The sequence below is a fragment of the Streptomyces sp. NPDC101118 genome, assembly GCF_044759445.1.
Classification (GTDB): domain Bacteria; phylum Actinomycetota; class Actinomycetes; order Streptomycetales; family Streptomycetaceae; genus Streptomyces.
This window is the reverse complement of record NZ_JBIVZG010000009.1, coordinates 53,323-74,969: the sequence shown is the minus strand read 5'-3', so window position 1 is coordinate 74,969 and position 21,647 is coordinate 53,323. Positions and strand designations below refer to the sequence as shown.

Genomic DNA, 21,647 nt, shown 5'->3' with positions numbered 1-21,647 from the left:
GCAGGACCCCTTGACGCCCCGTGGGAGCGCTCCCACACTGTGGCACACATCGGTCAGGGAGGAAACGCATGCGCTCCAGAACCAGAACCGCCATCACCGCCGCCCTCGTGGGCACCGCCCTGCTGGCGGCCGGCTGCGCCCAGGACGGCACCTCGGGGCGCGAGCCCGGAACCGGCGGCGCCAAGGGCAAGACCACGATCACCGTCGGCGTCTTCGGGGCCTTCGGGCTCCAGGAGGCCGGTCTGTACGACCAGTACATGGCCGAGCACCCGGACGTCGTGATCAAGCAGACCTCGATCGAACGCAACGAGAACTACTACCCGCAGCTGCTCACCCACCTGGGCACCGGCAGCGGCCTGGCGGACATCCAGGCCGTCGAGGTCAACAACATCGCGGAGATCACCGCGACCCAGGCCGACAAGCTGGTGGACCTCGGCAAGGCCGCGGGCGTGGACCAGGGCGCGTTCCTGCCCTGGAAGTGGGCGCAGGCCGGCACCAAGGACGGCCGCACGGTCGGCCTCGGCACCGACATCGGCCCCCAGGGCATCTGCTACCGCAAGGACCTCTTCGCGGCGGCCGGGCTGCCCACGGAGCGCGCCGCGGTCGGCGCGCTGTGGGCGGGCGACTGGGCCAAGTACCGCGACGTGGGCCTCAGGTACAAGGCCAAGGCGCCGAAGGGCAAGGCGTTCGTGGACTCGGCCTCCGGCGTGATGGCGGCGGTCACCGGAAGCAGCGCCCAGCGCTTCTACGACGCGGACGGCAAGGTCGTCTACAAGACCAACCCGGCGGTCAAGGGCGCCTTCGACCTCGCGGCCTCCTTCGCCACCGGCGGGCTGAGCGCCAGGCTCCAGCAGTTCACCCCCGGCTGGGACCAGGGCTTCTCCAACGGCTCCTTCGCCACCGTGTCCTGCCCGGCGTGGATGCTGGGCTACATCCAGGACAAGGCCGGGGACGCCGGCAAGGACAAGTGGGACGTGGCGCAGGCGCCGCAGCCGAGCAACTGGGGCGGTTCGTTCCTCGTCGTGCCCAAGGCCGGCCGGCACAGCGCCGAGGCGGCGAAGCTGGCGGCCTGGCTGACGGCCCCGGCGCAGCAGGCGAAGCTGTTCGAGAAGCGCGGCAGCTTCCCGAGCGCCAAGGCCGCGTACGCGCTGCCCGCGGTGTCCGGCGCCAAGCACCCGTACTTCGGCAACGCGCCCATCGGGGAGATCTTCGCGAAGGCGGCCGAGGGCATCCCGGTGACGATCGTGGGCCCGAAGGACCTGGTGATCGCGCAGAACCTGGCGGACGTCGGCATGCTCCAGGTGGACCAGAAGGGCCGTACGCCGCAACAGGGCTGGGAGGCGGCCGTGAAGGCGATCGACAACGCCCTCGACCAGTGAGCCGGGAGCTCGTGGGCCGGCGCCTGTCGGCACCGGGGAGGTGGGCCGCCGAGCGGCCCGCCGCCCGGCGCCGGGGCGCCGGGCGCTGGGCCCCGTACGGCTACCTCGCGCCCTTCTTCGTGTTCTTCGCGGTCTTCGGGCTGTTCCCGCTGCTGTACACGGGCTGGGCGGCGCTGCACCAGGTCGAGCTCACCGACCCGGACACGATGACCTGGGTGGGGCTGCGGAACTTCACGCGGCTGTGGGACGACGAGTTCTTCTGGAACGCGCTGCGCAACACGGTGACCATCGGGCTGCTGTCGACGGTGCCGCAGCTGGCGGTCGCCCTCGGCATCGCGCACCTGCTCAACCACCGGCTGCGCGGCCGGACCTTCTTCCGGGTGGCCGTGCTCACCCCGTACGCGACCTCGGTTGCGGCGGCGACGCTCGTGTTCGTGCTGCTCTTCGGGCGGGACTACGGGATGGTCAACTGGGCGCTGGGAGCGGTCGGGTTCGGGCCGGTGGACTGGCAGAACGGCACGCTGGCCTCGCAGCTGGCGGTGTCCACGATCGTCGTCTGGCGCTGGACGGGCTACAACGCGCTGATCTACCTGGCGGCGATGCAGGCGGTGCCGGAGGAGCTGTACGAGTCGGCGGCGCTGGACGGCGCCTCGCGGTGGCAGCAGTTCGTGCACGTGACGGTGCCCTCGCTGCGCCACACGATCCTCTTCACCTGCGTGGTGTCGACGATCGGCGCGACGCAGCTGTTCGGCGAACCGCTGCTGTTCAACGGCAGCGCGGGGGCCACGGGCGGGGCGGAGCACCAGTTCCAGACGCTCGGGCTGTACCTGTACGAGCAGGGCTGGGTGAACCTGCACCTCGGGCGGGCCTCGGCGATCGCCTGGGCGATGTTCCTGATCCTGCTGCTGATCGGGGCCGTGAACTGGGCGCTGGCCAGGTGGCTGCGGCGCGGCGAGGGGGAGGTCGCGTGAGGCGGCGGGCCGGAGTGTGGACGTACGTGGCGCTGGGCCTGTTCACGGCGGGCTCGCTGTTCCCGCTGGTGTGGACGGCGGTGGCGGCCTCCCGGGACAACACGCGGCTCGCGCAGACGCCGCCGCCGCTGTGGTTCGGCAGCAACCTCTGGGCGAACCTGCAGACCGCGTGGACGGACGCCAACCTGGGGTCGGCGCTGCTCAACACCACGGTGGTGGCGGGGACGGTGGCGGCCGGTTCGGTGCTGTTCTCGACGCTGGCCGGGTTCGCCTTCGCCAAGCTGCGGTTCCGGGGGCGCGGGGTGCTGCTGATGGTGGTGATCGGCACGATGATGGTGCCGCCGCAGCTGAGCGTCGTACCGCTGTACATGCTGGTCGCGAAGCTGAGCTGGACCGACCAGCTGCAGGCCGTGATCCTGCCGACGCTGGTGTCGGCGTTCGGCGTCTTCTTCATGCGGCAGTACCTGGTGGAGGCGCTGCCCGGGGAGCTGGTCGAGGCGGCGCGGGTGGACGGCGCCGGGGCCCTGCGGCTGGTGTGGCACGTGGTGTTCCCGGTGGCGCGGCCGGCGATGGCCGTGCTGGGGATGCTGACCTTCGTGATGGCCTGGAACGACTTCTTCTGGCCCATCATCGCGCTGACGCAGCACGGGAGTCCGACCGTCCAGGTGGCCCTGACGGGCCTGGGCCGCGGCTTCATCCCGGACCAGTCGGTGATCATGGCGGGCGCGCTGCTGGGAACGCTGCCGCTGCTGCTCGTCTTCGTCCTGTTCGGCAAACACATCGTCGGCGGAATCATGCAGGGAGCGGTCAAGGGATGACGGGCGTGGAATTTCCGGAGGACTTCGTGTGGGGGGCCGCCACGGCCGCCTACCAGATCGAGGGCGCCGTGCGGGAGGGCGGGCGGCAGGCGTCGATCTGGGACACGTTCAGCGCGACGCCCGGGAAGGTGCTCGGCGGGGACACCGGCGAGGTGGCCGTGGACCACTACCACCGGTGGCGGGAGGACATCGGGCTGATGGCCGACCTCGGGCTGTCTTCGTACCGGTTCTCGGTCTCGTGGCCGCGGGTGCGGGCCGGCGGGCTGGGGTTCTACGACCGGCTCGTGGACGGGCTGCTGGAGCGTGGTGTGCGGCCGAACCTGACGCTGTACCACTGGGACCTGCCGCAGGAGCTGGAGACGCCGTCCGGGGGTGCCGGGGAGGGCGGCTGGCCGGCGCGGGACACCGCGTACGCCTTCGCGGAGTACGCCGGCCAGGTGGCCAAGGCCCTGGGCGACCGGGTCGGCATGTGGACGACGCTCAACGAGCCCTGGTGCGCGGCCTTCCTGGGGTACGCCTCGGGGGTGCACGCGCCGGGCCGTACGGACCCGGTGGCGGCGCTGCGGGCGGCGCACCACCTGAACCTCGGGCACGGCCTGGCGACGGCGGCGCTGCGGGCCGCGCTGCCCGCGGACGCCCGGATCGGCATCAGCCTGAACCCGAGCGCGGTGCGCCCGCTGACGGGGTCGGCGGCCGACCTGGACGCCGCGCGGCGGATCGACGCGCTGGCGAACCGGGTGTTCACCGGCCCACTGCTGCACGGCGGCTACCCCGAGGACCTGCGGGCGGACACGGCGGCGCTGACCGACTGGTCCTTCGTGCACGAGGGCGACGAGCGGACGATCGGGGCGCCGCTGGACTTCCTCGGGGTGAACTACTACACCCCGGCGGTGGTGTCGGCGGCGGACGGGGCGGCGGTACGGGCGGACGGGCACGGCGCCTCGGCGCACTCGCCCTGGCCGGCGGCGGACGGGGTCTCCTTCCACCAGCCGCCGGGCGAACGGACCGCCATGGGCTGGTCGGTGGACGCCACGGGCCTCTACGACCTGCTGATGCGGTTCACCCGGGAGGCGCCGGGGCTGCCGCTGCTGGTGACGGAGAACGGCGCGGCGTACGAGGACGTGCCGGGGCCGTCGGGGCAGGTCGAGGACCTGGACCGGATCGCGTACCTGCGGGCCCACCTGGCCGAGGTGGCCCGGGCCCGGGCGGACGGGGCGCCGGTCGAGGGGTACTACCTGTGGTCGCTGCTGGACAACTTCGAGTGGTCGTACGGCTACAGCAGGCGGTTCGGGCTGTACCACGTGGACTACGCGACGCAGCGGCGCACGCCGAAGGCCAGCGCCCACTGGTACGCCCGGCTGACCCGCTCGGGGGTACTGGCGAGCGAGTAGGCCCGGCCATGGTTGCGTCTATTTTCGGCCATGCGTGACCTCCCCCACATTCATGGCCGGAAACGGGTGTGCCCCCGCCCCCGGGAACCGGGGACGGGGGCACACCGTGAAGCCGCGGTGCGGTCAGGTCATCAGACCCGGCTGCCCTGGGCGTCGAACATCTTCTTGACGTACTCGTCGAAGTACGGGCTCTTGTTCCAGCCCAGCGAGTTGACCGTGCTGGTCACACCGTTGAGGTAGCCGAGCTGGGTGGAGCTGCTGTACTTGCGCAGCCAGGGGCCGCCGGAGGCGCCACCGGTGAGGTTGCACTTGATGCGGACCTTGGAGGTGCCGGGGTCCGCCGAGGTGGTGCCCTGGCAGTAGATCATGACCTGGCCGTTCTGGCGGGCGACCGGGTAACCGAAGATCGTGACGTAGTTGCTGCGGTCGTAGTTGTAGCTCAGACCGTTGCCGCCGACGACGTTGACGAGCTTCTTGCCGTCGCTGCGCTTGTAGGTCGTGACGAAGGCGACGTCACGCGACAGGTTGCTGCTGGATATCCAGGACGTGAAGGTCCGGAACTCCTTGGCGGCGAAGGTGCCGTAGGGACGCGAGCCGTTGTTGTAGCGCGGCACGAACGTCCAGTTGGTCATCCACTTGCCGCCCTTGCCGCCGTGCACGCAGTGGCCGGCGGTGGCGACCATCTGCTTCGAGGCGCTGTTGATGGCGCTGGCGGAGCAGACGTAGTTCTTGCCGTCCTGGGGGTTCTTGAAGAACACCTTGCCGGCGGTACGCGACGCGGTGGGCGCGAAGGTGGAGCTGGGCTTGCCGTCGGTGGCCTGCGCGGGCGCGGTCGAGCCCGGGTTGCCGACCTTGTAGACGGTCTTGGCGGCCACGGCCTCGTCGGCCTTCGTGGCAACGCGGTCGAGCGAGATGGCGTTCTTCATCCGCTCGGGGGTCCAGTACGCGACCGCCGTCTTGGCGGCGTCGTCCTGGACGCTCTTCGTCGCGAACGCAGAGTCCGTCGTGGTGGGCGACGACGGAGCGGCTACTGCCTCTGCGGAGGCGATGCCGGACACGGCCAGGGTCGTGGCCGCGGCCAGGGGCAGGAGGACCTTGCGGAACCTGCGCACAGAGAAAACCTTCCCGTAGGTGATTCATTTGCGACGACATCGGCCGCCGCACAGCAACGACACTACGGGGGGCCGCTCTGTACCTGACAAGCGCGGAATCAGACGCTCCGCCCGAGAAGTTGGCTGAAAACAGTCGCTTTTTGGGGCACTTTTCGGCGTCTATGCGCGAAGTAAAGGGGACCGAAGTACGTCGGAGACAAGGGCGGGTCGGCGTACGAAGGGGGGTTGATCAAATGTCCGAATCTGTTGGTTTCCGCGGGGTTTTCGCCCTCGCGGGACCCGCGCTGCCCGTACTGGCGTTCCTGGCACGGCTGCCCGCCGCGCTCTGCCCGACGGGAACCCTGCTGCTCGTCAACGAGCGCGACGGCATCGGCCAGGCGGGCGCCGTCGCCGGCGCGCTCTGGCTCGGCCAGGCCCTCGGCGGCCCGGTCATCGGGCGGTTCGCCGACCGGCGCGGGCACCGGCCCGTGCTGCTGGCCGCCTGCCTGGCGAACGCGCTGGCGCTCGCCGGACTGCTCGCCGCGGTGCTGGGCGGCCTGCCGCCGGTGGCTCGGGCCGCGCTCGCGCTGGCCGCCGGTCTGACGGTGCCGCAGATCGGCCCGCTGTCCAGGACGCGCTGGGTGCGGCTGGCCGGCCGGGACGAGCGGCTGGCCGGCTCCGCCCTGTCGTTCGACACGACGCTGGACGAGGTCGGGTTCGTGGTCGGACCGGCGCTCGCCGGGGTGCTGGCCGTGACCGTCCACCCCGCGGCGGCACTGGTCCTCGCGGCGCTGCTGATCGCCGTCTTCGGGACGCTGTTCGCCGTACACCCCACCGCCCCCGGCCCCACCGCGGCGGGCGCGCGTACGGGCGTACCCGCGCCCCGCCTGCTGTCCCCCGCGCTCGCCGTGCTCTTCGCCATGGCCGTGCTCCAGGGCGCGGCCTGGGGCGGTGCGAACACCGGCGTCAACGCCCTGGCCGAGGAACTGGGCAGCCCGGGAGCGGCCGGGCTCGTGTGGGCGGCCATGGCGGTCACCAGCTCGCTGGCCGGCTTCGTGACCGTCGCCCGGCCCGGGCGCTCTGGTCCCGTGGCCCGGCTCCGGCTGACCATCGCGGCCCAGGCCCTGCTCACGCTGCCGCTGCTGGCGGTCGGCGGGCTGGCGGGGGCCGCCCTCGCGGTGGCGGGGACCGGCCTGGCCGTGGCCCCGCACCTGATCGCGCTCTTCGGGCTGGCGGAGCGGGTGGCCCCGGCCGAGCGGCTGGCCGAGGCCATGACCGTACTGGGCAGCGGGCTGATCGTCGGTCAGGCGGTGGCGGCCGTGCCGGCCGGGTGGCTCGCGGGTTCCCACGGGCACCTTGCCGCCTTCGTGCTGGCCGCGACGGCGGCCGCCGCCTCGGCGCTCGTGGCGCTGGGCGGCGGCGGGGTGCTGCGGGCGGGGATGCGGGCGGGAGGGCGGACGGACGACGGACTCAGCCCCGGAACCGGGCGTCCGCCTCGGCCAGGCCCTTCATCATGTCGTCCAGGTTCATCACCGGCTGGATCTCGATCTCGGCGTGGAGCTCCGTGAACAGGGGTTCCAGGAGGACGGGCAGCTTCGAACTGTCCTGCATGTCGAAGACGATCCAGGCGGACCGCACGCCCTCGCTGGGCCCGAAGTAGACGGATTCGGGCTTGAGCTCCGCCAGCACTCCCTTGATGATCCCGGGCAGCCTGCCGCTCTTGACCGCCTCGTTGGCCGCGGCGGTGTCCACGTGCATCCGGAGCATGACTCTCATGCGTGACTCCTTCCGTCACGCCCACCCTCGGGCGGCCCCGCGGCGGCGGCAACGCGGCCGCCGCCGTCCGGGGGCCGCCGGTACGGCCGTCCGCGCGGCGGCGCAGGTCGGCCCGGGGCGCCGCGGTGCCGGGGGGGGCGGCTCGGGGTGCCGCCGTGCCGGGGGGCGGCTCGCGGTGCCAGGGGCCGACTCGGGGTGCCCGGCGGCCGGCCCGGAGCCGGCTCCGGGTGCCCGGGGTCAGTTCAGGATGCCCAGGTCGTACAGCAGCTCGTACCGCGTCGGGTCGTCCGGCAGGAACCAGTGGAAGCCCTCCTCGAAGAAGACCGCCACCACGTTGATCGCGATCACCACGCCGAGGAAACCGAGGGCCAGGCGGCCGGTGATGCGGTACGCGTCCGTCGTCGGCACCGTACGGTCCGCCGTGCTGTGCGCGAAGGCCATCACCAGCCCGATGGCCACCACCGAGGTCTGGAAGAGGATCCACGCCCAGACGTACAGGTGCAGGCCGAAGACCTCGCTGCCGTAGCCCTTGTCGCCCGGGAGGATGTGCAGCATGGTCTGCCGCCAGGAGGCGAAGGACCCGGCGATCACCGCGATCAGCGCCAGTCCCCAGCCCATCATGTAGTCGCGGCCGGCGATCTGGCCGTCGATGCCCCTGCGGACGATCACGCCCGCCCCGATGGCCGCGAGGAGCATGAACATCCGCTGGACGATGCACAGCGGGCAGGGGTACTCCCACACCACGAACTGGTAGTAGAGCCCGCCGCAGACGACACCCGTCCAGCCGACGACGAAGAAGCACGCGAACCAGTACTGGATCCTGCCCAGGAGGCCGCCCTCGACGGAGGCCTCGGGGAGGATGCTGCTCATCGCTGCCATGGGTCAGTAGCTCAGGTTCAGGGCGAGGCTGCTGGTGATGTGGTGGGCCATCAGCAGGATGACGGCGACCAGCATGACGAACCACGCCCCGAGCACCACCATCCGGGACGACTGCCGGTACATGGCCAGCAGGGTGGCGAGCAGGCCGCCGAAGATCAGGGTGTCCATGAGGCCGGACGGTACCGAGACTCGGACAAATGCCCCATGAGGCGCGCCCTAGGGTGCCCACGACGGGGGCCCGCGCCCCAGCGCACGGGAGTCCCGAGCCACCCGGGGACGCCCCCTGCCACCCGGCCGTTCCGGCGCCCCCGCCGTCACGGGAGTCCCCTTCTCTCTATGCGCCGTACACGGGGCCGCCCGTCACGGACCGCCCCGGGCCCCTACGAAGCCGCCCCCGCGCCCTTCCGGCGCCGCCCGACCCGGCTCCGGTGGCCCCGGCGCCCCTGCTCCGGGAGCCGGCCGCGCCCGTCGGCACCGATCCACACCCGGACCTCCGTGCCGCCCAGCACCGAGCGCCCGATCCGCACGTCGCCGCCGGTCGACTCCGCGACCCGCCGCACGATGTCCAGGCCCAGGCCGGTCGACCCGTCCCGCGCCCCGTCGTTGCCCCGCCGCAGCGCGCCCTCCGGGTCGGCGATGCCCGGCCCCGCGTCCGAGACCAGCACGATCACCGCGTCCCCCGCGTCGTGCACGTCCACCGCGAACGGCGTCCCCTCGGGGGTGTGCCGGAAGACGTTGCCCAGCATGGCGTCCAGAGCCGCGGCCAGTTCGGCCCGCGCCACGGGGATCCGTACCGTACGGTCCACCCCCGCCATCCGCACCTCACGGCCCTCGTCCTCCGCCAGCGCCGACCAGAAGGCCATCCGTTCCCGGATCACCTCGGAGGCGTCGCAGCCTGCCCCGGCACCGGGCCGCCCCTGGGTCCCCGGGCGCTGCTCGCGGGCGGTACGGATGATCGTGTCCACCTCCCGCTCCAGCTGCGCCACCGCGGCCCGCGTCTGGTCGGCCGCCGGGCCCTCGCCGAGGGAGGCCGCGTTGAGCCGCAGCACGGTCAGCGGGGTGCGCAGCCGGTGCGAGAGGTCGGCCGCCAGCTCCCGCTCGTTGGCCAGCAGCCGCACCACCTGGTCGGCCATCGAGTTGAACGCCACGGCCGCGGACCGCAGCTCCGCCGGCCCCTCCTCGGGCACCCGGGCACCCAGGCGGCCCTCCCCCAGCTCCTGTGCGGCGTGCGCGAGGCGGCCGGCGGGCTGGACCATGCGTACGCCCAGCCGGTCCGCCACCGCCACCGAGCCGACGACCAGCGCGAGGCCCACGCCCGCCAGCACCAGCCAGGCGGTGCCGACGCCGTTGCTGACCTCGCCCTCCGGGACGTAGACCTCCACGATCGCGATCCCGCCCGAGCCGATGGCGGTGGGCTGGAGCAGGACGAAACCGCCGCCGGCGACGGCCGTGGTGGTGGCCCGCCCCAGCCGCCGGGTGTCCGCCACCTGCCCGGGGCCCGCCCAGCCGCGGCCCACGTCCACCGGGCCGGCCCCGGCCACGCCGGCGTCCGGCTCTGCCGGTACGGCGGGCACGTGCACGGCCATCCGGTCCGCCGCGCCCATCTGCGTGGAGGCGACGGCCTTGGCCAGCTGGCGGCGGTCGGTGGTGATCGAGAGGGTGGGGCCGATGGCGGCGGCCTGCCGCTCGGCGTTGGAGAAGGCCCGGTCCCGCGCCATCTCCTGCACCACGAGCCCGAGGGGTACGGCGAAGGCCACGACCACCATCACGGTGACCGCGAGGCACACCTTCACCAGCGCCCACCTCACAGCGGCGGCTCCAGCTTGACCCCCACTCCCCTGAGGGTGTGGAGGTACCGGGGCTTGGCGGCCGTCTCGCCCAGCTTGCGGCGCAGCCAGGACAGGTGCACGTCGATCGTCTGGTCGTCGCCGTACGACTGCTGCCAGACCTCGGCCAGCAGCTCCTTGCGCGCGACGACCACGCCGGGCCGTCCGGCGAGGAAGGCCAGCAGGTCGAACTCCCGGCGGGTCAGGTCGAGCACCGCGCCGTCCAGCTCGGCCGAGCGGCGCAGCGGGTCGATCGCCAGCCCGCCCACCCGCAGCACCCGCGAGGGCGGCTCGGCCCCGGCCGCGGCGCGCGACCGGCGCAGCACGGCGGCCATCCGGGCGGACAGGTGCTCCACGGAGAACGGTTTCGTCAGGTAGTCGTCCGCGCCGTCGTTGAGCAGCCGCACGATCTCGGCCTCGTCGTCCCGGGCCGTCGCGATGATCACGGGTACGTCGGTGATGCCGCGCAGCATCTTCAGGGCCTCGGCCCCGTCGAGGTCGGGCAGGCCGAGGTCCAGGATGACCACGTCGAACCGGTGGTGGGCCACCTCGCGCAGCGCCTCCAGCGCCGTGCCGACGCTCCGCACGGTGTGGGCGGCCTCGGTCAGGTGCCGGATGAGGGCGGAACGTACGAACTGGTCGTCCTCGACCACGAGCACACTTGCCATGGGCGGCACCGTACGCCATACGGGGGAACTCGCGGGACCCTCGGGGGTGTCGGTGCACCCCTGGGGCCTGTGGTGCAGTATGTGCCCTGATGCACAGAGGACTTGTACACGTGATGGCGTGGACCCTGGCGACCGGCGCCGCGGTGACCCTGTCGTGGTGGGGCGTGCACACGGTCATGTCGGGCACCGCGTACGACCCTCCGCGCGCCCTCCCGCTCTCCGCGGGCGCCCTGTCCTCCTCCACGCACGGGGCCGCGCCGCCGTCCTCCCCCGCGCCGCCGGCGCCGTCCTCGGCCGGCCCGAGCCCGTCGGCCCCGCCGACCCCGGCCGCCACCCGCCCGGCCACCCCGAAGCCGAAGCACACCACCGCGCGGCCGGCCCCGGACACGTACGGCTCGTCGGGCTCGTCGGGCTCTTCCGGCACCGTGAAGAGCTACGCCGTAGAAGGCGGGCGGGTGGTCTTCGACCTGGGCACGACCTCGGCCGAACTGGTCAACGCCACACCGGACACGGGCTGGCGGATGCAGGTCTGGAAGCAGCCCACCTGGATCCGCGTCACCTTCACCCGCGACGGCCGCGAGATGTCGGTGTTCTGCACCTGGCACGACCACCCGCCGCTGGTGGAGACCTACCAGTCGGACGGGTAGCTCTTCAGCGTGGCGGTCTCCAGGGTCCAGCGGCCGGCGGTGACCGTGTCGCCGAAGGCGTGGGGCACCGTCTTCCGGTAGCGGAGCCCGTCGGGACCCGGTGACGGGTCGCTGTGGACGGTGACGGTCTGCTTGTCGTGTCTGGGGTCGACGACGACGTAGAGGGGGATCCCCATCCTCGGGTAGTCCGCCAGCTTCTCCCGGATGTCGTCGAGGGAGTTGCTGGGCGACACCACCTCCATGGTCATGAGGACGTCGCGGGGGTCGACGCCCTTGGCGGTGCCGTCCACGTCCTCCTCCGCGATGACAATGAGGTCGGGGATCTTGGTCAGGCCCGTCGCGGGGTCGTGCATGTTCGTGTCGTTGAGCGCGATGACGTCCGGCGACTGCGCCTCGATCTGGCGGCGCAGCCGGACGACGTTCAGTCCGTGGGGGGCGGTCGGGGTCCTGATCGCGACGAGGATCCGCCCGTCGCTCGTCTGCACCTTCCACCGGCTCTGGTGGCGCTCCGCCAGTTCCGCGATCTGCTCGGCGAAGTCGTGCAGCAGTCGCTTGTCGTCAGGCGTCAGGCCGGCCATGGGGGTCCTCCCGATGGGACTCGGGTCAGCGTATCCCCGGGAGCCGGTGTGCCGGTCAGTGGAACACCGAGGGCGGCGGGGTCGGGGACGGGGTGGCTGCGGTGTCGGCGACCGGGGCCGCGCCGCCGGTGAAGTCCGCCAGGGAGGGGCCGTGTTCGACGCGGCCGGGATGCGGGTCGCTCGCGACCCGGCGGGTGAGTTCCGCGACCGGAAGCGGCTGGTCGGCCGCGACCAGCACGGCGTTGCCGAAGCGCTTGCCGCGGAAGACCACGGGGTCGGCGGCCAGGGCGAGTTCGGGGAAGCGGGCGGCGGCGGTGGCGATCTGGCCGCGCAGGTGGGCCAGCGGGGGGCCGTCCGCGAGGTTGGCGACGTACCAGCCGGTGGGCGACAGGGCGCGGCGCACCTCGTCGAGGAACTCGGTGCTCGTCAGGTGGGCCGGGGTGCGGGCGGCGCTGAAGACGTCGGCGACGACCAGGTCCGCCCAGCCGTCGGGGACCTTGGCGAGGCCGGCGCGGGCGTCGACGGACCGCACCCGGATGCGGGCGCCGGGGTCGAGGGGGAGGTGGGTCCGCACCAGCTGCACCAGGCGCCCGTCGATCTCCACGACCTGCTGGGTGGAGCGGGGGCGGGTGGCCGCGACGTACCGGGCGAGGGTGAAGGCGCCGCCGCCGAGGTGGACCACGTTGAGGGGCTGGCGGGCGGGGGCGGCCAGGTCGATGACGTGGCCGATCCGGCGCTGGTAGGCGAAGTCCAGGTGCGTGGGGTCGTCGAGGTCGACGTGGGACTGCGGGGCGCCGTCGATCAGGAGGGTCCAGGCGTTCGTGCGCTCGCGGTCGGGGGCCAGCTCGGCGAGCCCGCCGTCCACCTGCTCGACGACGGCTTCCGGGGTGCGCGGGCGGCCGCCGCGCCGTTCTCTGGCCATCCGGCCATTATCGCCGGTCGGCGGCGGGGAGCCTGGCGGCCCGGGGGACTGGGGCCTGGCGCGCCCGGTGGTCACCTGGTCAGCTGGTCGGCGGCCTCGATCAGGCGGGCCGCCTCGCCGAGGGCCGCGCGCAGCACCTCCGGGTCGGTGACGGGCTTCACGGCCTCCGGCGGCAGCAGCCACTGCGGTCCCTCGGGGGCGGGCGGCTGCTCGATGCGCAGCCCGCGGCCCGAGGTGTGCGTACACGCGCTGCCCGGCAGGTCCCAGCCGTCGGCGGTGCCGTGCGGCACCAGGAAGCCGAGGGTGTCGTCCGCCCCGTCGTGGAGTACGGGCCCGACGCCGGCCGCCGCCGCGGCGCGGCGGATGATGTCCACCGCCTCCAGGCCCTGCCGGGCGGGGACGGTGACGAGGTCGGGGGCGGTGTCCTCGCCGCTCCCGCTGCCGCGGGTTTCCATGCGTTCGGCCTCCAGGGCTGTCTCCGACATCGGACCCCTCCTCGTACCGGCCGGGAGACACCTCCCGCTCCTCATGGTTCAACGCCCGGGGTCGTCAACGGGTGCGGCGACAGGCCGCCGCAAAGGATGGCAGTTCATGGCGGATCGCGGGTGAGATATCCCGTTTGTAGCTAAACACCGGTTGCCGTACCCCTCTCGGCCGGTACGTTTTTGCGCGCCGGACCCCCACACGTACCGGCGGCAGCACTTCGCCAGAGAGGGCACGGCCATGGCGTCGTCACCAACCTCCCCCGCGGCCCCCAACGTTGCCTTCCGCAGGCTGCGCGGCCGGCGGTCCGCGGGCGAGTTCGCGGCGGCGGTGCGGCGGGCGGCCCGCGAGATCGGCGAGTCGGTCTCGTGCGACGCCCGGTACATCGGGCGGGTGGAGGCGGGTGAGATCCGCTGCCCCAACTACGCGTACGAGCGGGTCTTCCTGCACATGTTCCCCGGGCGGACGCTGGCCGACCTGGGCTTCTCGGCACGCGAATCCGTGCGTGGCCGGGGGGCACGGCCGGCCGCCGCCCCTGTCCCACCTGAGGAGAGCGACGTGTTGCGTCGCGCGTTCATGACCGGCGGTTCCGCCACGGTGGCGGCCGCCACGCTGGGGTTCGCCCCGGCCCTGGGCCCCGTACCCGCGCAGGCGGCGGAGCGGCGCGCCCTGCCCCGGCGGGCCGGCGAGGCCGAGGCCGCCGCGGTCGAGGAGGCCGTACGCCGCATCCGGCTGCTGGACGACCGGCACGGCGCCGACGGCCTCTACCGCCGGGCGGCCGAGCCGCTGCGGGCGGCGTACGCCCTGCTCGACGCGGGCGCCACCCGGCAGTCCACGGAGGACCGGCTGCACGCGGGCGCGGGTGAACTGGCCCTCTCGGTGGGCTGGCTGGCCCACGACTCGGGGCGGCTGGACGACGCCCGCTCGCACTACGCGGAGGCGCTGGCCACCGCCCGGGTCTCCGGCGACGCGGGCCTGGAGGCGCACGCCTTCTCGAACATGGCCTTCCTGGCCCGGGACACCGGCCGCCCCCGCGAGGCGATCCGGGCGGCGGAGGCGGGCCAGCGGGCGGCCCGCGGCCTCTCCTCGCCCCGGCTGCTGTCGCTGCTCACGCTGCGGGAGGCGGGCGGCCGGGCGCTGCTCCGGGACCGCAGGTCCTGCGAGGACGCGCTGGGCCGGGCCCACACGCTGTTCGCGAAGGGGGCGTCGCCGGCGGACCCGGAGTGGATGTCCTTCTTCGGGGAGGCGGAGCTGGAGCTGCTGGAGGCGCAGTGCTGGTCGGCGCTGTCGGAGTGGTCCCGCGCGGCCCGGCACGCCCGCCGTGCGGCCGGGCTCCAGGACCCGCACTTCGCGCGGAACGTGGCCCTGTACACCTCGCAGCTGGCCGGGGACCTGGCCCACGCGGGCGCCCCGGACGAGGCGGCGGCGGCCGGCCACCGGGTGCTGGACCTGCTCGGCGAGGTGCAGTCCTCACGCGTGCAGTCGATGCTGGGCGCCACAGCCCGGACACTGGTGCCGCACCAGCGCTCGCCCCGGGTGGCGTCGTTCCTGACGAGACACTCGATGGCCTGATCGGGAGGCGGGCCCGGGCGGGCCGTGGCCGGTCAGGGCGTACGCGGCCGGGATGACCCCGTCGTGGCGTGCGCAGGCTCGTACGCCGTCAGGCCCTTCCCCGTCAGGCCGTACGCCGTCAGGCCGTCAGGTGACCGGTGTCGTTCCAGCGCTCCAGGGCCGGCATCCCGTACGCCCAGCCGAGCACCGACAGCGAGGTCGGCTCCAGGCGCAGGCGTGCGCCGAACGAGGCGGGCTCGCCGAGCCAGCGGGCGCCGAGGGTGCGCAGGAAGTGGCCGTGCGCGAAGATCAGCACGTCGCGGTCGGCGGAGCGGGCCCACTCGATCACCTGGTCGGCGCGGGCGGAGATGTCGGCGACCGCCTCGCCCTCCGGCACGCCGTCGCGCCAGATGAGCCAGCCCGGCCGGACGGCCTGGATCTCGGCCGGGGTCATCCCCTCGTACGCGCCGTAGTGCCACTCCATGAGCAGGTCCCAGGGCTCCGCGCGGTCCCCGAAGCCGGCCAGCTCGCAGCTCTCGCTGGCGCGCACCAGCGGGCTGGTGCGGACCTCCACGTCCGGCAGTCCGGCGAAGGGTTCCCGCGCCAGGCGCGCACCCAGCAGCTTCGCCCCCTGCCGCCCCTCGTCCAGCAGCGGGACGTCCGTCCGGCCCGTGTGCTTCCCGGACAGGGACCAGGCGGTCTGTCCGTGACGGGCCAGGAGGATGCGGGGTGCCATGAGGTCTCTCCAGACGCGAGGAACCGCGAGTTCCGGCCTGCGTGACGTCCTGCCGGGCGCGGTTCGCGCACGTTCGGCACCCGACACAAACGGAACAAACGGATAAACGGGCAAAACGGATACCCCCTCCATCATCCCGCACGTGAAAACCGCGGACGACCACCCTCTGTCAGTGGCGGATGGGAGACTTCCGCGCGTGAGCGTCTACCCACCCGACGGGACACCCGACCCGCGGCCGCCGCTGCGCCGGCGGCTGGCCGAACTGCGCGGACCCCAGGTGCCACCCCGGCCCCTCGACGCCCGCGCCCTGGCCGCCCTCGCGGCCAACCCGGGGTGCCGCAGACGCGCACTCCTCGACGGCGCCGGGGTGGACAAGAACCGCCTCGCGGAGGCGCTCGGCTCCCCCGCGGCCTTCGGCCAGTCCCAGTTCGCGATCGTCCGCGGCAACTCCTTCGAGGCCCGGGTCAAGGCCGACGGCGGCCGGGAGCTGATCCGGCTGCTCGCCGAGCACCGCTCCGGTCCGGCGCTCCCCACCCCCGTCCCCGGCGAGGTGCTCCTCCCCGACCTCACCGCCGTCGGCCCCGAGGGCCGCGCCGCCCGCACCGCGCTCGCCCTCCGCGAGGCCACCGAGGCCGGCGCCTGGGCACTGCTCGACCACCCGATGCTGGCCCTGGAGGTCGCCGGGACCCCCGCCTTCCTGGAGCCCGACGCCGTCGTGGTCCGGCCCGACGGCCGCTGGACGGTCGTGGAGATCAAGTCCTTCCCGATGGTCGACGGCAGCGCGGACCCCGCCAAGGTCGGCGCCGCCGCCCGCCAGTCCGCCGTGTACGTCCTGGCCCTGGAGCGGATCGCGGGCCTCGTGGAGGGCGCGTCCGTCGACCACTCGGTGCTGCTGGTCTGCCCCAAGGACTTCTCCAACCTGCCGACGGCCGCGTCCGTCGACATCCGCAGGCAGCGCTCCGTCACCCGCCGCCAGCTCGAGCGCCTCACCCGGGTCGAGGAGCTGGCCGAGGGCCTCGCCGAGGGCACCTGCTTCGACCCCGAGCGCCCCCGCGAGGAGCTCACCGCCGCCGTCGAGTCCGTCGACGCCGCCTACGCGCCCGAGTGCCTGGCCGCATGCGAGCTGGCCTTCCACTGCCGCGAGCGGGCCCGCGCGGAGGGCTCCGTCACCGCCCTCGGCCGCTCGGTCCGCGGGGAGCTCGGCGCGCTCACCACCGTGGCCGAGGCCCTCGAAGCGGCCGGGTCCCACGCGGCAGCCGGGCCCGAGGACCCCACCGCCGAGGCCTTGCGGCGGGCCGCCCGGCTGCGCGCCGAGGCCCTGGCCGAAGCCGCCGCACGTCCCGGGCCGCCCGCCGCCGGCACCCCCGCGGCCGCGCCCGACTCCCCGGAGGACCCCTGATGTCCCTGCTGAGCACCCTGGCCCGGCTGGAGGCGGTGCGGGACGGACGTGCCGTCCCCCTCGCGACGGTGCGCCACCGCCACCTGGCGCCGCGCCCGCTGGTCCTCGTACCGCTGACCACCGCCGGCGAGGCCGGCGCGCCGCTCGGGGCCCTGGTCGGCACCGACCCCGAGGAGCCCCGGCTGCTCGTGGTCCCGCAGCCCCGGGACCGCGACCTGCGCTGGCAGTTCCTGGCGGAGCTGGCCGACGCCGTCCTGCCGTACGTCGACGGCTTCGCCGACGAGGTGGAGCCGGCCGAGCGGACCGAGACCGACCCCGAGACCGGCAAGCGGGTCAAGGTCACCACCGAGCTGTGCACGGACGCGCCGCAGCTCGTCGTCCCCAACCGGGCCGGCGTGGAGTACGTACGCCTGCTCGGCCGCTCCATGCGCTTCCGCCGCACCGCCGAGCAGGACCCCGACACGCCGTACCCCGCGCCGCCGCACATCCCGCTGCTCGGCCGCTGGCTCACCCACCTCGGCGAGCGCGCCCGTGTGCCCGGCTCCTCGATGCTGCTCGCCGCCACCGATCTGCTCGGCCGGCACTGGGCCACCGGCCAGAGCAACCTGGAGGACCAGCACCTCGGCGCGCTGCTCGGCTGGATCGACCCCGCGGAGGGCGAGTCCGGCGCGGAGCGGGCCCTTCGCGCCGAGCTGGGCCGGGACGAGCGGGGCCAGTTGCTCTGGCCGCCGGCCGGCCCCGCCACCGACCCGGCCTTCGACAACCGCCTGCTGGCCCCGGCCATGGCCCGGTACGACGCGGCCCGCGCGGCCCGGCCCCGGGACGAGGAGGCCGTGCTGCGCGCCGGCCGGGAGGTGCGGCGGCTGGTCGCGGAGCAGCTGCGGCCCACCTGGTGGGCGGTGTGGCGGGCCCTCGACCTGCTGCGCGCGCTGCCGCCCGGCGAGCGGGCCGAGGACCGCTGGACCGGCGACCGCTGGTCGTACACGGGCCACCGCGACCGCATCAGGGCCGGCGAGCCGCCGCAGCCGCGGGTGGACGACGCGGTCACGGCCGCACAGAAGCTGGCGCGCCGCGAGAGCGAGCAGGCGAAGCTGGACGCGCACGAGGCGCTGGACGACCCGCTGGTGATGGCGGGGCGCCGGCTGGCCGGCGAGGCGTTCGCGGGCGAGGTGACCGAGGTCGTCATGGAGTGGACGGAGTCCAAGCGGCCCAGCCCGCGACCGCTGGTGACCGTCGCCACCGAGGACCAGCCGCGGCTCGCGCCCGGCACGAAGGTCTACCGCTCGCTGGACGGCCGCCCGCAGAGCGCCGCGTTCGTGCGGTACGAGGAGGAGGGCGGCGGGCTGGTCCTGCGGCTGCTGGACAAGATGGGCCGGAGCCGGGACCCCGAGCCGGGGTCGGTGCCGGAGAAGGGCGACCGGGTCTGCTGGACGCTCTTCGAGCACGACAGCCGTACCGGCCCCAGGCTGCCCGAGCCCGAGGACACGCCCTGGACCCACGGCGGCCCGCCGTCCGCCCGGACGACCGCCGAGGCCCCGGACGCCGTGACCGCCGAGGACCTGCTGTGACGCCGACCGCCGAGGACCTGCTGCGCCCGGCCGCGGGCATGCCGACCACGACCGCCGAGGACCTGCCGTGACCCCGACCGCATCCGCCACGGACTTCGACCCCGGAGCCGCCGCGGCCGAGGCCACCCGCGCGATCCTGCGCGACACGATGGACGGCCGCCACCGCGGCGTGGTCGTCGACTCCCCGCCCGGGGCCGGCAAGTCCACCCTCGTGGTGCGGGCCGCCCGGGAGCTGGCGGCGGCCGGGCGGCGCCTGATGGTGGTCGCGCAGACCAACGCCCAGGTGGACGACCTGGTGCTGCGGCTGCACGAGAAGGACCCGGAGCTGCGGGTGGGGCGGCTGCACAGCAGCGACGCCGAGTCCTACGACCCGGCGCTGACCGAGCTGCCCTCGGTCTCCCTGTCCAGCAAGGCCGGGGAGCTGGACGGCCTGCCGGTGGTGATCTCCACCGCCGCGAAGTGGGCCCACGTGCAGGGCGTCGAGCCGTGGGAGCACGCGATCGTCGACGAGGCGTACCAGATGCGCTCGGACGCGCTGCTGGCCGTGGCCGGGCTGTTCGAGCGCGCGCTGTTCGTGGGCGACCCCGGCCAGCTGGACCCGTTCAGCGTGGTGGGCGCCGAGCAGTGGGCCGGGCTGTCGTACGACCCTTCGGCGAGCGCCGTCGCCACGCTGCTGGCGCACAACCCGCAGCTGCCGCAGCACCGCCTGCCGGTCTCGTGGCGGCTCCCGGCGTCGGCCGCGCCGCTGGTGTCGGACGCCTTCTACCCGTACACGCCGTTCCGCAGCGGCACCGGCCCGGGTGACCGGCGGCTGTCCTTCGGGGTGGCCTCCGACGGCTCGGGGCCCGACCGGGTGCTGGACGAGGCGGCCGAGGCGGGGTGGGGGCTGCTGGAGCTGCCGGCCCGGCACACCCCGCGCACCGACCCGGAGGCGGTGCGGGCGGTGGCGCTGGTGGTGCGCCGGGTGCTGGACCGGGGCACGGTGGCCGTCTCGGAGCGGTCCGAGGGCCCGGTGCCGGTCACGGCGGAGCGGATCGCGGTCGGCACCGCGCACCGCGACCAGGCGGCGGCGGTCCGCGCGGCCCTGGCGGAGCTGGGGGTGACGGGCGTGACGGTGGACACCGCCAACCGCCTCCAGGGCCGCGAGTACGACCTGACGGTGGTCCTGCACCCCCTGTCGGGCAGGCCGGACGCCACCGCCTTCCACCTGGAGACGGGCCGGCTCTGCGTCCTGGCCTCCCGGCACCGCCACGCGTGCGTGGTGGTCTGCCGCGCGGGCGTGGCGGAACTCCTGGACGAGCACCCGTCGACCGACCCGGTCCAGCTGGGCGTGACGGTCAAGTTCCCGGACGGGTGGGAGGCGAACCACGCGGTCCTCTCCCACCTGGCAGAACACCGCATCCCCTGGCGCCCGTAAGCACCGGCCCGGCCGCGACCCCACCGCCGGACGGAGTCCGGCACCCCGCCGCAGGCGGGCCAAGAACACAGCCCCGGACGGGTGGGAGGCGAACCACGCGGTCCTCTCCCACCTGGCCGAACACCGCATCCCCTGGCGCCCGTAAGCACCGGCCCGGGGTCCTCTTGCGCGGCGTTGGACAATGGAGGGTGGCCCGGAAGCACGGATCGCACGCAGCACGTCAGGAGGACACGGATGGCAGAGGCCGAGCGGGAGCGGAGGCTGCGGCCCGCACAGTTGCTCTTCGAGCCCGCGGAAGCGGCGGCGGACCCGGAGCACTTCTTCGACCTGGAGTCGATAGACGACCCCCGGGCGCTGCTCGCCCGCGCCACCGAGCTGACCCTGGCGTTCCGCGCCGCGCACGACAGGGCGATCGAGTTCCAGGCGGTGGCGGCGGCGCAGCTCGCGGATCCGCGCCGGTTCGACCGGCTGTCCGCGGCGGCGATCGCGGAGAGCGCGGACTGGACCGAGGACTACGCGAAGCGGATGATCGAGTTCGGTGAGGGGCTGCTCCGCGGCGAGGGCGAGAGCCGCCACTGACCCGTACCCCGCGACCGCGCCGACGCGCTTCCGGCACCCCGTGGCCACGGCCGGGCACGGGGTGCTGGCATATGCCGAGGGGGCAAGGTACCGGTCCCGTGCCCCTGGCGTCCCGGTTTTCGGCAACTCTCCGAGAGGAGTTCGCCACACCCGGTACACATGGAGCCATGAACTCCTGGCTGCGCGAAGAGACCCGCGAAGAGACGTCCGGCTGCGGCACCGCCACCGGCACCGAAGAGTTCGACCTGTTCGGCCTGCTGGCCGCCGAGGACGCGCGTCCCGCGGCGCACCCGGCCGCGGCCGTCACCCCGCCGGGCGCCGCGTGGCTGGCCTCCGCCTCGGCGTACCCGCGCAGCACCCTCTCGCTGTGGGAGTCCCGGCCGACCGCTCCCGCGGTGCTGCCCTGCGGCACGGCCTTCGACGTGGTGAACGTCCCGGTGGTCTTCGGCCGGCGGATGCTGGACCAGCTGTGGGAGGCGGGGCCCGGTTCGGGGCCGGTGGCGGTGCACCGCGGGCGGATGCTGCTGTTCGCCGCGCCCGGGACGGCCCAGCGGCTGCCCTCGCTGCTGGACTGGGAGGAGTGGGGCGAGGCCATTCCGGCACCGCTGTGCCATGGCCGCGGGGACGCGGTGACGGTGCCGGCGCTGGCCGCGGGGGCGCCGGGCGGGCCCTCGCGCTGGCTGGTGGCCCCCGACACGCGGCAGCCCTGGCTGCCGGGCCCCGAGGTGCTGCTGTGGGCCTGCGTGCGGGCGGCCAGGGCGGCGTCCGCCGAGGCCGTGCGCGTATCGATTTTTCCTCCGGCGGATGAGGGTGCTAATGTCTACGACGTCAGCAGGCGCCGCTAGCTCAGTTGGTTAGAGCAGCTGACTCTTAATCAGCGGGTCCGGGGTTCGAGTCCCTGGCGGCGCACCGACGGAAGAAGCCCCTCGCAGCAGCGGGGGGCTTCTTCGTTTGCCGGCACGCGCGCG

General features: G+C 74.2%; 22 protein-coding genes and 1 tRNA gene. 13 read left to right on the top strand and 10 right to left on the bottom strand.

Features of this window, described 5'->3' with window-relative positions; translation table 11 throughout:
• Positions 1–68: 68 nt before the first annotated feature.
• From ACIQUQ_RS17065 to ACIQUQ_RS17050, 4 genes are read left to right on the top strand one after another with little or no spacing between them, the layout of a single operon-like run.
• A complete protein-coding gene (locus ACIQUQ_RS17065; protein WP_403976414.1) occupies positions 69–1,379 on the top strand; it encodes an extracellular solute-binding protein in 1,311 nt (436 codons plus the stop codon).
• Positions 1,376–2,350 (top strand): carbohydrate ABC transporter permease, encoded by a 975-nt coding sequence (locus ACIQUQ_RS17060; protein WP_403976412.1) that lies wholly within the window; start codon positions 1,376–1,378, stop codon positions 2,348–2,350. The genes ACIQUQ_RS17065 and ACIQUQ_RS17060 overlap by 4 nt, the downstream gene beginning before the upstream one ends.
• Positions 2,302–3,168, top strand: coding sequence for a carbohydrate ABC transporter permease (locus ACIQUQ_RS17055; protein WP_399956692.1), 867 nt, complete (start codon positions 2,302–2,304; stop codon positions 3,166–3,168). Before ACIQUQ_RS17060 ends, ACIQUQ_RS17055 begins: the two co-directional genes overlap by 49 nt.
• Entirely contained in the window at positions 3,165–4,559 is a 1,395-nt protein-coding gene (locus ACIQUQ_RS17050) for a GH1 family beta-glucosidase (protein WP_403976411.1), read from the top strand. The genes ACIQUQ_RS17055 and ACIQUQ_RS17050 overlap by 4 nt, the downstream gene beginning before the upstream one ends.
• 131 nt (positions 4,560–4,690) lie before the next feature.
• Here the strand turns inward: ACIQUQ_RS17050 and ACIQUQ_RS17045 are convergent, their stop codons facing one another.
• Entirely contained in the window at positions 4,691–5,671 is a 981-nt protein-coding gene (locus ACIQUQ_RS17045) for a trypsin-like serine peptidase (protein ID WP_403976410.1), read from the bottom strand.
• 233 nt (positions 5,672–5,904) lie between these two features.
• Here ACIQUQ_RS17045 and ACIQUQ_RS17040 point away from each other — a divergent pair, with 233 nt between their 5' ends.
• Entirely contained in the window at positions 5,905–7,218 is a 1,314-nt protein-coding gene (locus tag ACIQUQ_RS17040) for an MFS transporter (protein WP_403976408.1), read from the top strand.
• On the opposite strand, the gene ACIQUQ_RS17035 is transcribed toward ACIQUQ_RS17040, so the two are convergent.
• From ACIQUQ_RS17035 to ACIQUQ_RS17015, 5 genes are all read right to left on the bottom strand, one after another.
• Positions 7,121–7,426, bottom strand: coding sequence for a hypothetical protein (locus tag ACIQUQ_RS17035; RefSeq protein WP_403976406.1), 306 nt, complete (start codon positions 7,424–7,426; stop codon positions 7,121–7,123). The two genes, ACIQUQ_RS17040 and ACIQUQ_RS17035, sit on opposite strands and share 98 nt — an antisense overlap.
• Positions 7,427–7,663: 237 nt before the next feature.
• Positions 7,664–8,296, bottom strand: coding sequence for a disulfide bond formation protein B (locus ACIQUQ_RS17030; protein ID WP_403976404.1), 633 nt, complete (start codon positions 8,294–8,296; stop codon positions 7,664–7,666).
• A 12-nt stretch (positions 8,297–8,308) separates the two neighbouring features.
• Positions 8,309–8,473, bottom strand: a complete 165-nt coding sequence (locus tag ACIQUQ_RS17025) for a DUF5993 family protein (protein WP_399956518.1) — start codon at positions 8,471–8,473, stop codon at positions 8,309–8,311.
• 212 nt (positions 8,474–8,685) lie between these two features.
• On the bottom strand, positions 8,686–10,113 hold the full coding sequence (locus tag ACIQUQ_RS17020; RefSeq protein WP_403976402.1) for an ATP-binding protein: 1,428 nt from the start codon (positions 10,111–10,113) through the stop codon (positions 8,686–8,688).
• Positions 10,110–10,799: a response regulator transcription factor gene (locus ACIQUQ_RS17015; protein ID WP_399956525.1), complete on the bottom strand. Its 690-nt coding sequence runs from the start codon at positions 10,797–10,799 to the stop codon at positions 10,110–10,112. The genes ACIQUQ_RS17020 and ACIQUQ_RS17015 overlap by 4 nt, the downstream gene beginning before the upstream one ends.
• 89 nt (positions 10,800–10,888) lie before the next feature.
• Between ACIQUQ_RS17015 and ACIQUQ_RS17010 the strand changes: the two genes are divergently transcribed.
• On the top strand, positions 10,889–11,446 hold the full coding sequence (locus tag ACIQUQ_RS17010) for a hypothetical protein (protein ID WP_403976400.1): 558 nt from the start codon (positions 10,889–10,891) through the stop codon (positions 11,444–11,446).
• Here the strand turns inward: ACIQUQ_RS17010 and ACIQUQ_RS17005 are convergent.
• The 3 genes from ACIQUQ_RS17005 to ACIQUQ_RS16995 form a co-directional block, all read right to left on the bottom strand.
• Entirely contained in the window at positions 11,428–12,024 is a 597-nt protein-coding gene (locus tag ACIQUQ_RS17005; protein ID WP_403976398.1) for a Uma2 family endonuclease, read from the bottom strand. The two genes, ACIQUQ_RS17010 and ACIQUQ_RS17005, sit on opposite strands and share 19 nt — an antisense overlap.
• Positions 12,025–12,079: 55 nt before the next feature.
• On the bottom strand, positions 12,080–12,946 hold the full coding sequence (locus ACIQUQ_RS17000; RefSeq protein ID WP_403976396.1) for a spermidine synthase: 867 nt from the start codon (positions 12,944–12,946) through the stop codon (positions 12,080–12,082).
• Positions 12,947–13,017: 71 nt separating this feature from the next.
• Complete coding sequence (locus ACIQUQ_RS16995) at positions 13,018–13,401, bottom strand: hypothetical protein (RefSeq protein ID WP_403976637.1); 384 nt, start codon at positions 13,399–13,401, stop codon at positions 13,018–13,020.
• Positions 13,402–13,669: 268 nt separating this feature from the next.
• Between ACIQUQ_RS16995 and ACIQUQ_RS16990 the strand changes: the two genes are divergently transcribed.
• Positions 13,670–15,001: a tetratricopeptide repeat protein gene (locus tag ACIQUQ_RS16990; RefSeq protein ID WP_403976394.1), complete on the top strand. Its 1,332-nt coding sequence runs from the start codon at positions 13,670–13,672 to the stop codon at positions 14,999–15,001.
• A gap of 118 nt (positions 15,002–15,119) precedes the next feature.
• Here ACIQUQ_RS16990 and ACIQUQ_RS16985 read toward each other — a convergent pair whose 3' ends face one another.
• Entirely contained in the window at positions 15,120–15,716 is a 597-nt protein-coding gene (locus tag ACIQUQ_RS16985; protein WP_403976392.1) for a histidine phosphatase family protein, read from the bottom strand.
• Between the two features lie 196 nt (positions 15,717–15,912).
• On the opposite strand from ACIQUQ_RS16985, the gene ACIQUQ_RS16980 reads away from it, so the two are divergent.
• From ACIQUQ_RS16980 to ACIQUQ_RS16955, 6 genes are all read left to right on the top strand, one after another.
• The gene (locus ACIQUQ_RS16980; RefSeq protein ID WP_403976390.1) at positions 15,913–17,115 is read left to right on the top strand and encodes a hypothetical protein; all 1,203 of its coding nucleotides are present in this window, start codon (positions 15,913–15,915) and stop codon (positions 17,113–17,115) included.
• Entirely contained in the window at positions 17,115–18,683 is a 1,569-nt protein-coding gene (locus ACIQUQ_RS16975) for a hypothetical protein (RefSeq protein WP_403976388.1), read from the top strand. The genes ACIQUQ_RS16980 and ACIQUQ_RS16975 overlap by 1 nt, the downstream gene beginning before the upstream one ends.
• A gap of 67 nt (positions 18,684–18,750) precedes the next feature.
• Positions 18,751–20,100, top strand: a complete 1,350-nt coding sequence (locus ACIQUQ_RS16970; protein ID WP_403976386.1) for an AAA domain-containing protein — start codon at positions 18,751–18,753, stop codon at positions 20,098–20,100.
• A 234-nt stretch (positions 20,101–20,334) separates the two neighbouring features.
• Positions 20,335–20,679 carry a hypothetical protein gene (locus ACIQUQ_RS16965; protein WP_403976384.1) on the top strand — a complete coding sequence of 115 codons (345 nt, stop codon included), beginning with the start codon at positions 20,335–20,337 and terminating at the stop codon, positions 20,677–20,679.
• A gap of 167 nt (positions 20,680–20,846) precedes the next feature.
• Positions 20,847–21,524, top strand: a complete 678-nt coding sequence (locus tag ACIQUQ_RS16960; protein ID WP_399956561.1) for a bifunctional DNA primase/polymerase — start codon at positions 20,847–20,849, stop codon at positions 21,522–21,524.
• A tRNA-Lys gene (locus ACIQUQ_RS16955) sits at positions 21,515–21,588 on the top strand. Before ACIQUQ_RS16960 ends, ACIQUQ_RS16955 begins: the two co-directional genes overlap by 10 nt.
• The last annotated feature ends 59 nt before the right edge of the window (positions 21,589–21,647 follow it).

Bases quoted from the DNA above. Each gene is read 5' to 3' on its own strand.
- ACIQUQ_RS17065 (WP_403976414.1), top strand. From the start codon at position 69: ATGCGCTCCAGAACCAGAACCGCCATCACCGCCGCCCTCGTGGGCACC.
- ACIQUQ_RS17050 (WP_403976411.1), top strand. From the start codon at position 3,165: ATGACGGGCGTGGAATTTCCGGAGGACTTCGTGTGGGGGGCCGCCACG.
- ACIQUQ_RS17040 (WP_403976408.1), top strand. From the start codon at position 5,905: ATGTCCGAATCTGTTGGTTTCCGCGGGGTTTTCGCCCTCGCGGGACCC.
- ACIQUQ_RS17035 (WP_403976406.1), bottom strand. From the start codon at position 7,426: ATGAGAGTCATGCTCCGGATGCACGTGGACACCGCCGCGGCCAACGAG.
- ACIQUQ_RS17030 (WP_403976404.1), bottom strand. From the start codon at position 8,296: ATGAGCAGCATCCTCCCCGAGGCCTCCGTCGAGGGCGGCCTCCTGGGC.
- ACIQUQ_RS17025 (WP_399956518.1), bottom strand. From the start codon at position 8,473: ATGGACACCCTGATCTTCGGCGGCCTGCTCGCCACCCTGCTGGCCATG.
- ACIQUQ_RS17015 (WP_399956525.1), bottom strand. From the start codon at position 10,799: ATGGCAAGTGTGCTCGTGGTCGAGGACGACCAGTTCGTACGTTCCGCC.
- ACIQUQ_RS17010 (WP_403976400.1), top strand. From the start codon at position 10,889: ATGCACAGAGGACTTGTACACGTGATGGCGTGGACCCTGGCGACCGGC.
- ACIQUQ_RS17005 (WP_403976398.1), bottom strand. From the start codon at position 12,024: ATGGCCGGCCTGACGCCTGACGACAAGCGACTGCTGCACGACTTCGCC.
- ACIQUQ_RS17000 (WP_403976396.1), bottom strand. From the start codon at position 12,946: ATGGCCAGAGAACGGCGCGGCGGCCGCCCGCGCACCCCGGAAGCCGTC.
- ACIQUQ_RS16995 (WP_403976637.1), bottom strand. From the start codon at position 13,401: ATGGAAACCCGCGGCAGCGGGAGCGGCGAGGACACCGCCCCCGACCTC.
- ACIQUQ_RS16990 (WP_403976394.1), top strand. From the start codon at position 13,670: ATGGCGTCGTCACCAACCTCCCCCGCGGCCCCCAACGTTGCCTTCCGC.
- ACIQUQ_RS16985 (WP_403976392.1), bottom strand. From the start codon at position 15,716: ATGGCACCCCGCATCCTCCTGGCCCGTCACGGACAGACCGCCTGGTCC.
- ACIQUQ_RS16975 (WP_403976388.1), top strand. From the start codon at position 17,115: ATGTCCCTGCTGAGCACCCTGGCCCGGCTGGAGGCGGTGCGGGACGGA.
- ACIQUQ_RS16965 (WP_403976384.1), top strand. From the start codon at position 20,335: ATGGCAGAGGCCGAGCGGGAGCGGAGGCTGCGGCCCGCACAGTTGCTC.
- ACIQUQ_RS16960 (WP_399956561.1), top strand. From the start codon at position 20,847: ATGAACTCCTGGCTGCGCGAAGAGACCCGCGAAGAGACGTCCGGCTGC.